This window comes from Streptomyces sp. NBC_00028, from assembly GCF_045041065.1.
Lineage (GTDB): Bacteria > Actinomycetota > Actinomycetes > Streptomycetales > Streptomycetaceae > Streptomyces.
In genome coordinates, this window is record NZ_CP108293.1 from 5,206,170 (window position 1) to 5,219,890 (window position 13,721).

A 13,721-nucleotide genomic window follows, 5' to 3' on the forward strand; every position below is an offset into this window, starting at 1 on the left:
CCGACGTTAGAAGCCGACTGGACCGACGGACAGGCCCACTTCTCAGCGCCTTTCCTGACCCAATCCGTCGAGCACTCGCCCCAGCACCTCCAGGGCCTGCGGATAGGCCCGCTCCCGTGGCGTCCCGTATCCCACGACCAGCCCCTGCGCCCGCCCGTCTCCGTCGTCCGGCGAGTGCCAGTGGTCGTCCAGCCGCCCCACCGCGAGCCCCGCCGCCTCGGCCCGCGCCAGGGTCTCCTTCTCGTCGGCGACCTCCACGAGGGCGTGCAGCCCGGCCGCGATCCCCCGCACCGCCCGCCCCGTCCCGAGCCGGTGCAGCAGTTGGTCCCGGCGTCGCCGGTACCGCAGTCGGCAGGCCCGTACATGGCGGTCGTAGGCATGGCTGTCGATGAGTTCGGCGAGTGCCAGCTGGCCGATGGTCTCGGTGTGGTGATCGCTGTGCAGCTTGGCGTCGGCGACCGCGTCGACCAGGTGCGGCGGCAGCACCATCCAGCCGAGCCGCAGCGCGGGCCCCAGGGTCTTCGACGCGGTGCCCAGATAGACCACGTGCCCGGGCGCCATGCCCTGGAGCGCGCCGACGGGCTGCCGGTCGTAGCGGAACTCGCCGTCGTAGTCGTCCTCGACGATCAGCCCGCCCCGCGCGCGTGCCCAGTCGGTGACCGCCCGCCGCCGCGAGGGATGGAGCGTCACCCCGGTCGGATACTGGTGCGCCGGCGTCAGCACGACCGCCCGCGCGTCCCCCAGCTCCCCCGCGCAGGCACCCTTCTCGTCCACCCGCACCGGCACGACCCGACCGCCACCCCGGCGCACCACCTCCCGGTGGAAGGCCAGCCCGGGATCCTCCATGGCGACCTCGCCGCCGTCGAGCACGCGCGTGAGCAGCGCGAGCCCCTGCACATACCCCGAGGTGATCACGATCCGCTCCGGCGGCGCGACCACCCCACGCGCCCGCCCCAGATACCCAGACAGCGCGGTCCGCAGCTCGATGCGCCCGCGCGGATCTCCGTAGTCGTACGCCAGCGAGGGCGCCGTGGCGATGGCCCGCCGCAACGCACGCAACCAGGCCGCCGCGGGAAAGGCCCCGACATCCGGACTCCCCGGCCGCAGATCGAACCGAGGCGCACGCGCGCGTGAGGCGACGGGCGCGGCCTCGGCATCGCCGACCGGAAGAGACGCCACCTGTGTCCCCGACCCCTGCCGAGCGGTCAGATACCCCTCGGCGACAAGCTGGTCGTAGGCCGCTTTGACGGTCCCCCGAGAAACCCCGAGCTCCTCGGCCAGCCGCCGAGTAGCGGGCAACCGGGCCCCAGGAGCGAGCCGCCCATCGCGCACGGCATCACGAAGGGCACGCTCAAGCCCCGACCGCCGCCCTTCAGCAGCGATCAGCTCAATATGCAGGTCCACTGCAACCCCCAAGGGGCGCGGGGAACTGCGCGACCAGCCCCCACACACCCGCACAACGTGACGAAAGGCCGGGCACCCCACTGGTACCCGGCCTTCAGGACAATCCTCAGCCCTTGAGAGCAGCCATCCAGCTCTCGACCTCGTCGGACCGCCGAGGCAGCCCCTCGGACATGTTCCGGTTACCGTCCACGGTCACCAGAATGTCGTCCTCGATCCGCACCCCGATACCCCGGTACTCCTCGGGCACGGTCAGGTCGTCGGCCTGGAAGTACAGCCCGGGCTCGACGGTGAGCACCATCCCCGGCTCCAGCGTGCCGTCGACATACGACTCCACGCGCGCGGCAGCGCAGTCATGGACGTCCATGCCGAGCATGTGCCCGGTCCCGTGCAGCGTCCACCGCCGCTGAAGCCCGAGCTCCAGCACCCGCTCGACGGGCCCCTCGACAAGACCCCACTCGACGAGCCGCTCGGTCAGCACCCGCTGCGCGGCGTCATGGAAGTCCCGGTACTTCGCACCCGGCTGCACGGCGGCGATGCCGGCCTCCTGGGCGTCGTACACGGCGTCGTAGATCTTCTTCTGGATCTCGCTGTAGCGGCCGTTGATCGGCAGCGTGCGCGTGACGTCGGCGGTGTAGTACGTGTGCGTCTCGACGCCCGCGTCGAGCAGCAGCAGGTCACCGGAGCGCACCGGCCCGTCGTTGCGCACCCAGTGCAGGGTGCAGGCGTGCGGACCGGCGGCGCAGATGGAGCCGTAGCCGATGTCGTTGCCCTCGACCCGCGCGCGGAGGAAGAACGTGCCCTCGATGTAGCGCTCGCTCGTCGCCTCGGCCTTGTCGAGGACCTTCACGACGTCCTCGAAGCCGCGCGCGGTCGAGTCGACGGCCTTCTGCAGCTCGCCGATCTCGAAGTCGTCCTTGACCAGCCGCGCCTCGGAGAGGAAGACCCGCAGCTCCTCGTCGCGCTCGGCGGTGACCTTGTCGGTCAGCGCGGCCTCGATGCCCGCGTCGAAGCCCCGTACGACCCGCACCGGGCCGGTTGCCTCGCGCAGCGCGTCGGGCAGCTCGCGGACGTCGGCGGCGGGGATGCCGTACAGCTTCTCCGCCTCGGTCAGGGAGTGCCGGCGGCCCACCCACAGCTCGCCCTGGCCGGAGAGCCAGAACTCGCCGTTCTCACGGTCGGAGCGCGGCAGCAGATAGATCGTCGCCTTGTGCCCGTCTCCCACCGGCTCCAGGACGAGGACGCCGTCCTCGGTCTGGTTACCGGTGAGGTACGCGTACTCCACGGAGGCCCGGAAGGCGTACTCGGTGTCGTTGGAGCGGGTCTTCAGGTTGCCCGCGGGGATCACCAGCCGCTCGCCCGGGAAACGCGCGGAGAGCGCCGCACGGCGGGCCGCGGTCTCGGCGGCCTGGGCGATCGGCTCCAGGTCGCGCAGCTCGGTGTCGGCCCAGCCGGACTTCATGTTCTCGGCGAGCTCGTCGGAGACGCCCGGGTACAGGCCGTTCTTCCGCTGCTTGATGGGCTCTTCCGACTCAGTCTCCGGGGTCTCCGGGGTGAGCTCGTCGGCCACGGTCATCCTCCTCGATACGGCACTGGACCTCCTCCATCGTACGGTCGTACGGAAGGGGGCCCAGGGCCGGAAGGCCTGTTACACGCCGCTGCCGGCGTTACACGGGGCGCTACTCGAAACGGGCGGCGAGCAGCACGACGTCCTCGTCGGAGTCCGCGGCGTCCAGTCCGTCCGGCAGCACCGTGCGCAGCACGTGGTCGGCGATCGCGTCCGGGTCGTGCCGCAGCGCCCTGGGCACTCCGGCGGCGGCCGCGTGCAGCCGGGCGAAGGCGCGGTCGGTGGCGTCGCCGGTGCGGTGCAGCAGCCCGTCGGTGTAGAGCAGAACCGTCTCTCCGGGTTCGGCCACCAGCTCCACGCTGGGCGCCTCCCAGCAGGCGAGCATGCCGAGCGGCGCCGACACGGACGTCTCCACGAACTCCGTGCGCCGCTCGCCGACCAGCAGCGGCGGGCAGTGCCCGGCACCGGCCAGCGTGATCTTGCGCAGCGCGGGCTCGCAGTAGGCGAACAGGGCGGTGGCGGAGCGGGCGGGCTCGGTCAGGCGCAGCAGCAGCTCCAGGTCGGACAGGACCGCGACCGGGTCCTCGCCCTCCATGACGGCGTACGCCCGCAGCGACGCTCTGAGCCGGCCCATCGCGGCGACCGCGCTGGGGCCCGAGCCGGTCACCGAGCCGACGGCGAGGCCGAGGGCCGCGTCGGGCAGCGGCAGCGCGTCGTACCAGTCGCCGCCGCCGCGCGGGCCGGTGCGGTGCCGGGCGGCGAGCTGGACACCGGCGACGCGGGGGAGCCGGGACGGCAGCAGCTCCTCGGCCATCGTCGCCATGGACGCGCGCGTGCGCTCGACCTCGACGACGCGGGCCAGGTGTTCGGTGGCGTAGCGGGCGTACAGGCCGACGAGATGGCGCTGGCGCTCGGAGGGCTCGGCCGGTTCGTCGTAGAGCCACACGGCGGCGCCCAGGCGGCCCGCCGCGTCCGACGACAGGGGCAGCGCGTAGCTCGCGGCGTAGCCGAGGCGGGCGGCGACCTCGCGGTGGCGGGGGTCGAGGCCGTCCTCGGCGAACAGGTCGGGCTCGGTGATCTCGCCGTCGCCGTCGGGCAGTCCCTCCAGGATGCGGCCGTACGACATGACGCTGCGCGGCACCGTCTCGATGTGACCGAGGTCGGCCCGGGCGAGGCCGAGGCCGATGGTGGTGTCGGGGCCGAGTCCGTCGCCGGGTTCCAGGACGACGAGACCGCGCCGGGCGCCCACCAGGGTGGCTCCGGCGCCCAGCAGTTCGGTCAGGGCGTCCGCGAGTGCGTCCGTGCGGGCCAGCCGTTCCGTGAGTTCATGGAGGGTCGTGAGGTCGGAGACCCAGCCGGCGAGCCGGTCCTGGAGCAGGGCTCCCGGGGCGCCCGGTGGAGGGGTCGATGAGGTGTCCGGGGCTACGGGCGCGGGCGCGACAGTGTGTGCGGGCGAGGGAACCGTTGAATCGATTCCGGCCACTTTCGGAGGGTGAGGGGCGTTCATGGCGTCCGGCTTTCCGACCGGTGCGTATTGCTCAAAAGCATCGCAAACCCCCATGTCATTCTGCGCCGCTAGCAGTGTCTCCACATGTACACGCACTCGTGAGGGGATGTCCAGCATTGTCCTGCCGGGATTCCTGGTGTCCATGGGTCACCGGTGCACCCCTTGCCGAAAAGCGAAGTTGGCTTGAAACTAACTCAGGTAACGCCTTATTGCGGTCGACTGGCCTTGCTCCACAGAGCGTCACAGCGGTCGTGATGGGTACGTACTCGGAGAAGGCCAGGGGTGGTTGACAACCTCCCGGAACCTGGTGACGGACCCGGGCGTCTTAGCCACCGACGACCGAGCCCCATCCTCCCGTGGCGGAGGCGAAGAGATACACGCGGGACGGCAAACGCCAGACTTCGCCACCCCCACGCCACGCCCATGCTTTTGATAGATGCAGTGTGGGCCCGGCTGCCGTGGACGCAGCCGACGTTCGGCCCATAGGGGTTCCCCTTGTCTCGGACAGGGGTGTGATGCGCCAACAGGTACGCACAGTGCAGTGATCGACACATGGTGTGATGTGGCCCACGGTGTTGCCAGCGGTGCAACGGAAAGGAACGAGCGCTCATGCGCGAGATCCTCGGAAAGGCACGCAGGCTCCTGTCCAAGCGGAACGACGGGGGGCCTGAGTTGATCAGCGCGGCCCTGACCTTCGCGACGGAATGGCAGTGGCCCGTACTCCCGGGCGCGGCACCGGACCCGCAGGGCCGGGCCCGCTGCTCGTGTCCCGACCCCGAGTGCACGGTGCCCGGGGCGCACCCCTTCGATCCGGGCCTCCTCGCGGCCACGACCGACGAGCGCATGGTGCGCTGGTGGTGGACCAACCGGCCCGCCGCCCCGATCGTCCTGGCCACCGGCGGACCGGCCCCCTGCGCGGTCTCCCTGCCGGCCCTCGCGGCCTCCCGGGCGCTCACAGCCCTCGACCGCCAGGGCATGCGCCTGGGCCCGGTGATCGCCTCGCACCACCGCTGGTCGATCCTCGTCAAGCCGTACTCCATGGAGCAGTTGGGCGAACTGCTGTACGCCAAGGACTTCGTCCCCGGCTCGCTGCGGTTCCACGGCGAGGGCGGCTACCTCGCCCTGCCCCCGTCCGAGACGGGCCACGGCGCCATCCGCTGGGAGCGCGCCCCGCTGCCCGGCTCGGCCTCTCCGTGGGTGCCCGACGTGGAGGCCGTGGTCGACGCGGTGGTCGACGCCCTCACTCGTACGGGTGTGAGCGCGCCCGAGTTGTAGGGGTGTCGGGCGCGCACGGAACCAGCCGTGCGCGCCTGGTCGTTATCGTCCCCTTCCATGAACCTTCGTCTCCTCGCCCTCTCGGGCGTCGTGGCATGCGCGGTCGCGCTGCCGCTGGCCGTGGCGTCCGCGGGGCAGGTGGGAGACGACGTCCGTGCGGCTGTACGACCGTCCGGACAGGACCGGTCCTCTGACGACAAGGCGCCGTCCGCCGCGCCCTCCCGTTCCCCCCTGCTGCTCGGCCTGGGACTCGCCACCGCCGCGCGCTGCGGGCCCGAACTCACCTCCGCGGACGGCATCGAGGCGCAGACCTGTGTGCTGACGCAGGGCGAGGAGACCTGGGCGCGGACCTACTACCGCAATGTCACCGGCGGCGCGCTGGACTCGGTGCTGAGCCTCATGGGCCCGGACGACCGGACCGTGCAGATGCGCTGTGCCGTGGGCGCGGGGGACGAGCCGGGGACCTGTGAGACACCCCGGGAGCCCACCCGGGGCGGACCGGAGGCCTACACGGCGGTCGCGGAGTTCGCAGGGGAGGCGGGAAGCGGGCCGCTGCTGCTGCGTTCCGGAAGCAACTCTTCGGCGTCTGACGGCAGTTGACGTGCCCCAGCGGTCCGTGAACGGAGGCGGGCAGAGAAAGACCCGGTTGCTGGCGACGGGGGATGCACCAGCAACCGGGCTACTCGAACGGTAACAAGAGATCGGCTGTTCGCAAATTCGATCTCGGAAGTTCGTCGGCTTTCCGGACACCGACTCACTTGGTCCGGACGGGAGTTGTGATCCGTTCCCAGCGATCCTCGAGTGCCGGAGCAGCTGACCGACCGGTCAGCCGCTGTCCGGTCTCGAACCTGTATGTCAGCTGAGAGTCACCTGTCGGTTGGTCAGGCCGCCCCGCGCGCGACGCTCGTCCGCGGTGAGCGGCGCGTCCGAGGCCAGGGCGGCGGTGAGCCGCTCGGCGAACTCGGCCGCCGGCTTCTCCACGTCGTCCGCCGAGACCCCGCTCGGCAGGTCCCAGACCGGCACGGTCAGGCCGTGGGCGCGGAAGGAACCGACCAGCCGGGTGCCCTCGCCGAGGCTGGACCTCCCGGCCGCGTGCAGTCGCGCTAGGGCGTCCAGAAGCTGCTCCTCGCCGTACGGCATGACCCAGCGCAGGTGGTTCTTCTCCGGCGTCTCGCACCAGTAGGCGGCGTCCACACCCTGGAGCTTCGCGGTCGGGATGGCCGCGGCGTTGGCCCGCTCCAGGGAGGCGGTCACCTCCGGGGTGGCGTTCTCCGCGTCCGGGACCCAGAACTCGAAGCCCTCGTGCACGACTGGCTCGAACACGCCTTCGGGGTCGAGGAGATCCTGCAGCCGTGGACCGTCGGCGGGGGCGCGGCGGCCCTGCACCGGGGTGCCAGGGTCGGCGGTGAGCGCACGCTGGAGGGTGTCGGCGAGGTCGCGGCTGATGTCCCCGGACGCCGTGTCGTTCTGCAGGCCCAGCAGGACCGAGCCGTCGTCGCGGCGCAGCGCCGGCCAGGCCATCGGCAGGACCGTGGCCAGGGTGACCGACGGGACGCCCTCGGGGAGGCCGCCCTTCAGGGGCAGCTCGACCGTGGCGGCCGGCACCAGCTCGCGCAGGGCCACCCAGTCGCCCTCACCGGCCAGGCCCTCGAACGGGCGCTGCACCAGCTCGGTCACCGCGTGCGCGGCGGCCCGGCCGTGACACGCCTTGTAGCGGCGGCCGCTGCCGCAGGGGCAGGGCTCACGGGCACCGACGACCGGGACCTCCCCGTCGGCGATCTGAGGGCGCTGGGCCTTCGTCTGGGGTCGCTTCTTGGCCATCGTGGGGTCTCCCGGTTACGGCTCGTCTCGTACGGCGGGAGCCTAGCCGTTCACGCCATGCGCGACGGGAGCCTGTGGACAACGTGCCGATGTGCCGGGTCGCCCCGGTGCGGCGAGCCCCGGCCCTCAGTCGAGGTCGGTGAAGGCGTCCGCGAAGTCCAGGTCGGGCATGGACGACACCGAGGGGGCTGTGACGCGCGTAGCGAAGTCGTCCCTGCGGTGACCGGCGTCCGGATCATGAACGTCGTCGTGCACGACCACCCACACCGTGATCTCGCCGCGGGCGTCGTCCCGGACGCCCCAGTCGTCGGAGAGCGCGGTGATGATGTTGAGCCCGCGGCCGCCGTGCGCGGTGACCGAGGGCGTGGCCGGAGCAGGGCGGGTGGGCCCGCCCCCGTCCGTCACCTCGACCGTGAGTCTGCCGCTCGGCTCCACGCGCCACGCGGCGCGGACGTCGCCGTCCCCGGCCAGGGCGTCGCCCAGCGGCCGGCCGTGTTTGCACGCATTGCTCAAGAGTTCGGAAAGGATCAGTACGGCGTCGTCGATGACCGTTTCCGACACACCGCCCGTCCGTAGCTGAGAACGCATCCGGTGTCTTGCTTCCCCCACGCCCGCAGGGCCATGGGGTACGGCCATGCTCGACGACGTGGGCACCTCCTGTGCCACCACCAACGCCACCCCCGAGACCTCCTTTGCCCCACGCCACGGTGTGGATGCCCCATTGGCCTGTACCGGAAACCGGCCAATCCAGGTCCGCCGACGCATTCGCCGCGATCGAACACGGACCGAACGCGCCGGTGCACTCCCTGTAATCGGATGGCCGGATTTCGGCGATTTGGCCGAGACCGAAGATGCTTCAGTCAACTCGTGGGGTCAAGGTTTCTTCACAGGTCTTTACCAGTGAGTCACCGTCAGGAGTCGGACCGGTCATCGCCCCAGTCGGCGCAGTACCGCGCGGGGCCGGTTGGTGATGATGGCGTCGATGCCCAGCTCGACGCAGAGATCGACGTCCTCGGGCTCGTTCACCGTCCACACGTGGACCTGGTGGCCGGCTCGTTTGAGCCGCTCGATGTAGGCCGGGTGATTGCGCACGATCCGGATCGAGGGGCCCGCGATCCGCACCCCCGCTGGAAGCCGGCCGTCCCTGAGGCGGGGCGAGACGAACTGCATCAGGTAGACCGTCGGCAGCGCCGGCGAGGCGGCACGCACGCGTGCCAGCGACCGGGCGGAGAAGCTCATGATCCGCACCGGGGAGTCGGCCGCCGTGGCGGGGGCCTCCAGCCCGAACCGCTTCAGCAGCACCAGCAGCCGCTCCTCCACCTGACCGGCCCATCGCGTGGGGTGCTTGGTCTCGATGGCCAGTTCCACCCGCCTGCCCGCGTCCGCGACGAGTTCGAGGAGCCGCTCCAGGGTGAGTACGGAGGTCTCCTCGCGGTCCTCGGGGCGGTGTTCCCAGTCCGGCTCCTCGTCCCGGTTCTTCCAGGAGCCGAAGTCCAGGGTGGCCAGCTCGGCCAGCTCCAGGGCGGAGACCGCCCCGCGCCCGTTGGACGTGCGGTTGACGCGTCGGTCGTGGACGCAGACGAGATGGCCGTCGGCCGTCAGGCGCACATCGCACTCGAGGGCGTCGGCGCCGTCCTCGATCGCCTTCTTGTACGCGGCCAGAGTGTGCTCGGGGGCCTCTTCGGAGGCTCCGCGGTGGGCTACGACCTGAATGCTGTGCTGCCGTGCGTGGGTCACCGCGTCATGGTGCCACCGCTGCGGGGTACGCGTCGCACGAGGTGGGCGACGATCGGACGAGGAGCGAGCGCCGAGATGCGACCGTTTCGTCTGGAAGGTCCCATATAAAGGATGGTCGCAGACCCACAGGCACCGCTTATGGTGCTCTGACGTCCTGTGGGAAAAGCTGACGGCATACAAAAGCACATGCACAGCTGCATCGCGCCGGACCGTCGGCAAGCGTGAACGAGCGTGACCGAGTGCGACCTTAGGACAACAGCCGTGGATCGAGGAGACAAGCTGTGAGCACCGAGAACGAGGGCACTGCCGTACCCCCGGCCCCGTCCGCACCTCCCGTGCCGGTGGATTCCCCCGCAGCCTCCCCGGCCTCCCCGCAGGCGAGCGCGCCCGACAGCGGCGCCCCGACGACCCCGCTCCCCACGACGCCTCCGCACGCCCCCGGCGCGCCGGAGCAGGAGCTGGTGCACGCGGGCCAGACGCCGGCCTACGCGTCGGCGGGATCGAGCGGCCCGCAGGGCGCGCAGGCCCAGCCGGGCTCACCGGGTGAGGGCACTCCGGGCCAGGCCTCCGGGTATGGCGCGCCGGGCCAGCAGGGTCCTGGTTATGGCGGGCAGGGCGAGGGCGCTCCGGGCCAGCAGGCGCCCGGCTACGGCGTCCAGGGCCAGGCCCCGCAGGCCGCGGACGCCTCCTGGCCGCCTCCGCCGCCCGCCACCCCGGCGTACGCCGACAGCGGCTCCGGTGGCGCCGGCGCCGATGGCTGGGGCGCCTCCTACCAGCAGCCCGCCCCCAAGTCGGGGCGCGGACGCGGCGGTCTGATGGCTGCTGTCCTGATCGCGGCCCTGGTCGCGGGCGGCCTGGGCGGCGGCCTCGGCTACACCCTGGCCAAGAACGACGACAACACCTCGTCGACGACCGTCGCCGCCTCGGACAGCGGCGGAGACGTCAAGCGCGACGCGGGCACGGTCGCGGGCGTGGCCGCAGCGGCCCTGCCGAGCACGGTGACCATCGAGGCCGAGTCGAGCAGCGGCGAGGGCGGCACCGGCACCGGCTTCGTCTTCGACCGCGAGGGCCACATCCTCACCAACAACCACGTGGTGGCGGACGCGGTGGACGGCGGCAAGCTGACCGCGACCTTCCCGAACGGCAAGAAGTACGACGCCGAGGTCGTCGGCCACGCACAGGGCTACGACGTCGCGGTGATCAAGCTCAAGAACGCGCCGGGCGACCTGAAGCCGCTGACGCTCGGCAACTCCGACAAGGTGGCGGTCGGCGACTCGACCATCGCCATCGGCGCCCCCTTCGGCCTGTCCAACACGGTCACCACCGGCATCATCAGCGCCAAGAACCGCCCGGTGGCCTCCAGTGACGGCACGGGCTCGAACGCCTCCTACATGAGCGCCCTCCAGACGGACGCCTCGATCAACCCCGGCAACTCGGGCGGCCCGCTGCTGGACGCCCAGGGCAACGTGATCGGCATCAACTCGGCGATCCAGTCGACGAGCAGCGGCGGCCTCGGCGGCAGCAGCCAGTCCGGCTCGATCGGCCTCGGCTTCGCCATCCCGATCAACCAGGCCAAGTACGTCGCCCAGCAGCTCATCAAGACCGGCAAGCCGGTCTACGCCAAGATCGGCGCGTCGGTCTCCCTGGAGGACTCCAGCGGCGGCGCGAAGATCACCGAGCAGGGCGCCAGCGGCTCCGACGCCGTCGAGTCCGGCGGCCCGGCCGACAAGGCCGGTCTGAAGCCCGGCGATGTCATCACCAAGCTCGACGACCACGTAATCGACTCCGGCCCGACCCTCATCGGCGAGATCTGGACCCACCAGCCCGGCGACAAGGTCAAGATCACCTACGAGCGTGACGGCAAGACCAGCACGGTGGAGCTCACCCTGGGCTCCCGCGAGGGCGACAGCTGACCTCACGCGCGCGGCCGTACCGCTGACCCCACGCGCGCGTGGGCACCGGTTACTCTTGTCCCCGCGCCGCCGGTCGACGAGCGGTGGCGCGGGGTGGGTTGCCCGAGTGGCCTAAGGGAACGGTCTTGAAAACCGTCGTGGCAGCGATGTCACCGTGGGTTCAAATCCCACACCCACCGCATGTGTTCGAAGGGGTGTCTCTCCAGGAGAGACACCCCTTCGGCGTTCTCACCGCGCGTCCCCGGGGCGCCAGCGGCCCGGCCGCGCCCTTCACCTTCGTCCCGGCGTGAGCGGCGGGTCCTGTAGGGCGTGGTCCTGGGCCAGTTCGTCCCAGGCCACGTCCCGGAGGGCCTCCTCGGCGTCGCAGCCCGAGGGCACGAAGGTCGTCGACTGGAACCAGACGACGGTGAGCCGGGAGCGGTACAGGACCGGGTCGTGGGACGGGTCCAGGGCCGTGGAGCGGAAGGCGCCGACACAGGCCACCGGCGGGAGCATCTCGACCGGGCCGTGGGCACCCGCGTACTGGTCGGGGTACTCGCGCGGCGGCGGGAGGAGGTGGAGGGGAGCGGTCGGGTAGGCGTGTGCGGCCGAGTGCAACAGGCCCTGGATCCTCACCTCGTTGACCGGTCGGCACGGATAGCCCTCGGGCAGTTCGCCGTACGTCGAGGAGAGCCGCAGTTCGGCGAGGACGACACTGCGGCCCGAGGCGAGGGTGAGGCGTGCCAGGGCCATGGTCGGCACTCCGGGACGGTGGCGCATCGTGCTCCCGTGGATGGTGCTGTACGTGGTGCCGCGGCATCCGTCCTCACGGGCGGTGCCCCGTCATGCGTGCCGCCGACGCGATCGTGGCGCGGGCCTCGCGTTCGGACAGGCCGGTGTTGAGGGCCGCCTCGACGAGGGGGTCCAGGAGGGCGGGGCCGATGCCGTCCTCGTAGGCACGGCAGGCCGCCCAGAACAGGCGGGTGTTGCGCTGGCCCTCGTGCGCGGCCAGGACGAACTGCACCAGGCCCTGCCCGTGGTCGCCGGTCGACGCGGGCGTGGGGTGGTGGGTGGTGCGGGGCGGCGGGAGCAGGAGGCGCAGCAGGGCCGGCGGGCAGGCCGCGGGCGCGAGGTGCGCCGTGCCGGGGGCTGTCGCGTACACGCCGTGGTCGGTGCGGGAACCGGGGCCGACGAGATAGCCGCCGGCGCCGCGGATGTCGATGCCGGGCGCCAGCCGCCCCGCGGAGTTGGGGACGACCACGTCGGGCGGGCCGCTCAGCCACAGATGGCGGCCGCCGCTCGGGGTCAGGACGACCACCGTGGCCGGGATCGTGAAGAGGTGGCGCAGGGCCAGTTCGCGCAGGGCCGTCGAGGAGTCCGTACCGGTTTTCGTGTCGAGGTCGACGCCGATCAGATGGTGGGGCGGGAGGCCGCAGGCGATGCCGTAGCCGGTCGCCCAGGGGGCCGCGGCGAAGAGTTCTCGGATGCGGGACGGGTCGGTGGCGGCGTCGTAGACCCCGTGCCCGAAGCGGCCGCACTCGCCGTGGCAGGGCGGGCCCGGCGCGGCCTCCGGGGTCGCGGGGGTCGGCGCTCCTGGGGTCGCGGGGGCTGGGATTTCGAGGTTCGCGGTGCCGTCGCGGTGCGGCGAACGCAGCGCCGGGAGCTTGGTCCGGGACAGGGGGATGACAGCCAGTCCGCGCTCGGCGGCGGACAGGGCGTGTGCGAGGGCCAGCGTCGTGGCCTGCCGGTCTGTGGTGGCCATGACTCCATTTTCGTACGGGTGTTCGAAAAAGGGAAGGGAGTTCGGCGGCGACTCGCCGGGCGGGGCGGATTGGCCGGAAAGGTGCCGGAACGCTTCACCTCTTGCGGCGCTTGGGGTGGAGATGCCCGGAGAGGGCTGGTCCGATGCCTTAGATCGCGAAAGGGGTTTATCGACTTGTCCTCACGCTTGAGGGGGAATGGTGGCTTCCGGGGTGGTTCGCCGGGGATTCGGTGGGCAACTCTGGTCTCGCGACGTCGTGAACGACACCGGGGCGGTCGGCCAACTGTCCTGGTAACAGGCTTACTTGACGTATTTCCGGCTCAAGCAGCCGGGTTCTGGAGGAAGAACATGGCAAGCATCCGTACCGCCCGCGTTATCGCCGCCGTCTCCGCCCTTCCGCTCGCCGCGGCTCTGTTCACCGGCGTCGCGACGGCGGACAACGGCGGCTTCGCGGACGACGGATCGAACGCGGGTGTCGCGAGCGTCGTCGGCAGCGGGGTCGGCGGCGCCAACAACGGCAACTCGTCCACCACGCAGCAGAACGCGGTCGGCTCCGGCGCCTCGAACCAGAGCAACACCGCGCAGGTCAACGGCTCCGCGTTCACGGCCATCAATCAGGGCAACGACAACACGTCCATCAATTTCACACCGCTGTGGTGGTGAGCCCGGGGTGAACCGAGGGGGTGTGCCGGGGGGTGGCCTGAGGGGGTGAGCCGAGGGGAGGGCCGGTGGACCGGGGGGTCGGCCGGCCTGATCCGC

12 protein-coding genes and 1 tRNA gene are annotated in these 13,721 nt (G+C 71.6%); 5 read left to right on the forward strand and 8 right to left on the reverse strand.

Annotation, left to right across the window (positions count from 1 at the left end; translation table 11 throughout):
• Positions 1–42: 42 nt before the first annotated feature.
• The 3 genes from OG885_RS23400 to OG885_RS23410 all read right to left on the reverse strand — a co-directional run bounded on the left by OG885_RS23400 (position 43) and on the right by OG885_RS23410 (position 4,592).
• Positions 43–1,416, reverse strand: coding sequence for a PLP-dependent aminotransferase family protein (locus OG885_RS23400; protein WP_405734678.1), 1,374 nt, complete (start codon positions 1,414–1,416; stop codon positions 43–45).
• A 94-nt stretch (positions 1,417–1,510) separates the two neighbouring features.
• Positions 1,511–2,971, reverse strand: a complete 1,461-nt coding sequence (locus OG885_RS23405) for an aminopeptidase P family protein (protein ID WP_405734680.1) — start codon at positions 2,969–2,971, stop codon at positions 1,511–1,513.
• 109 nt (positions 2,972–3,080) lie between these two features.
• A complete protein-coding gene (locus tag OG885_RS23410; RefSeq protein ID WP_405742834.1) occupies positions 3,081–4,592 on the reverse strand; it encodes a PP2C family protein-serine/threonine phosphatase in 1,512 nt (503 codons plus the stop codon).
• A 492-nt stretch (positions 4,593–5,084) separates the two neighbouring features.
• On the opposite strand from OG885_RS23410, the gene OG885_RS23415 reads away from it, so the two are divergent.
• Positions 5,085–5,750 carry a bifunctional DNA primase/polymerase gene (locus OG885_RS23415; protein ID WP_399953526.1) on the forward strand — a complete coding sequence of 222 codons (666 nt, stop codon included), beginning with the start codon at positions 5,085–5,087 and terminating at the stop codon, positions 5,748–5,750.
• A gap of 57 nt (positions 5,751–5,807) precedes the next feature.
• Positions 5,808–6,350, forward strand: coding sequence for a hypothetical protein (locus tag OG885_RS23420; RefSeq protein WP_405734683.1), 543 nt, complete (start codon positions 5,808–5,810; stop codon positions 6,348–6,350).
• A gap of 255 nt (positions 6,351–6,605) precedes the next feature.
• On the opposite strand, the gene OG885_RS23425 is transcribed toward OG885_RS23420, so the two are convergent.
• The 3 genes from OG885_RS23425 to OG885_RS23435 form a co-directional block, all read right to left on the reverse strand.
• Positions 6,606–7,571 (reverse strand): DUF5926 family protein, encoded by a 966-nt coding sequence (locus OG885_RS23425; RefSeq protein WP_405734685.1) that lies wholly within the window; start codon positions 7,569–7,571, stop codon positions 6,606–6,608.
• A gap of 126 nt (positions 7,572–7,697) precedes the next feature.
• Positions 7,698–8,336 (reverse strand): ATP-binding protein, encoded by a 639-nt coding sequence (locus OG885_RS23430; protein WP_399953532.1) that lies wholly within the window; start codon positions 8,334–8,336, stop codon positions 7,698–7,700.
• A 162-nt stretch (positions 8,337–8,498) separates the two neighbouring features.
• On the reverse strand, positions 8,499–9,308 hold the full coding sequence (locus tag OG885_RS23435) for a glycerophosphodiester phosphodiesterase (RefSeq protein ID WP_405734687.1): 810 nt from the start codon (positions 9,306–9,308) through the stop codon (positions 8,499–8,501).
• A gap of 281 nt (positions 9,309–9,589) precedes the next feature.
• Here OG885_RS23435 and OG885_RS23440 point away from each other — a divergent pair, with 281 nt between their 5' ends.
• A complete protein-coding gene (locus tag OG885_RS23440) occupies positions 9,590–11,221 on the forward strand; it encodes a trypsin-like peptidase domain-containing protein (RefSeq protein ID WP_405734689.1) in 1,632 nt (543 codons plus the stop codon).
• Between the two features lie 92 nt (positions 11,222–11,313).
• Positions 11,314–11,400: transfer RNA gene (locus OG885_RS23445), tRNA-Ser, on the forward strand.
• 91 nt (positions 11,401–11,491) lie between these two features.
• Here OG885_RS23445 and OG885_RS23450 read toward each other — a convergent pair.
• Positions 11,492–11,953, reverse strand: coding sequence for a hypothetical protein (locus OG885_RS23450; protein WP_405734691.1), 462 nt, complete (start codon positions 11,951–11,953; stop codon positions 11,492–11,494).
• Positions 11,954–12,026: 73 nt separating this feature from the next.
• On the reverse strand, positions 12,027–12,962 hold the full coding sequence (locus OG885_RS23455) for a bifunctional DNA primase/polymerase (protein ID WP_405734693.1): 936 nt from the start codon (positions 12,960–12,962) through the stop codon (positions 12,027–12,029).
• 348 nt (positions 12,963–13,310) lie between these two features.
• Between OG885_RS23455 and OG885_RS23460 the strand changes: the two genes are divergently transcribed.
• Positions 13,311–13,625 carry a hypothetical protein gene (locus OG885_RS23460; protein WP_329337234.1) on the forward strand — a complete coding sequence of 105 codons (315 nt, stop codon included), beginning with the start codon at positions 13,311–13,313 and terminating at the stop codon, positions 13,623–13,625.
• Positions 13,626–13,721 lie beyond the last annotated feature (96 nt).

Coding starts and splice junctions, on each gene's coding strand:
- OG885_RS23430 (WP_399953532.1), bottom strand. CDS start 8,336: ATGCGTCGGCGGACCTGGATTGGCCGGTTTCCGGTACAGGCCAATGGG.
- OG885_RS23410 (WP_405742834.1), bottom strand. CDS start 4,592: ATGCTGGACATCCCCTCACGAGTGCGTGTACATGTGGAGACACTGCTA.
- OG885_RS23455 (WP_405734693.1), bottom strand. CDS start 12,962: ATGGCCACCACAGACCGGCAGGCCACGACGCTGGCCCTCGCACACGCC.
- OG885_RS23460 (WP_329337234.1), top strand. CDS start 13,311: ATGGCAAGCATCCGTACCGCCCGCGTTATCGCCGCCGTCTCCGCCCTT.
- OG885_RS23450 (WP_405734691.1), bottom strand. CDS start 11,953: ATGGCCCTGGCACGCCTCACCCTCGCCTCGGGCCGCAGTGTCGTCCTC.
- OG885_RS23425 (WP_405734685.1), bottom strand. CDS start 7,571: ATGGCCAAGAAGCGACCCCAGACGAAGGCCCAGCGCCCTCAGATCGCC.
- OG885_RS23415 (WP_399953526.1), top strand. CDS start 5,085: ATGCGCGAGATCCTCGGAAAGGCACGCAGGCTCCTGTCCAAGCGGAAC.
- OG885_RS23420 (WP_405734683.1), top strand. CDS start 5,808: ATGAACCTTCGTCTCCTCGCCCTCTCGGGCGTCGTGGCATGCGCGGTC.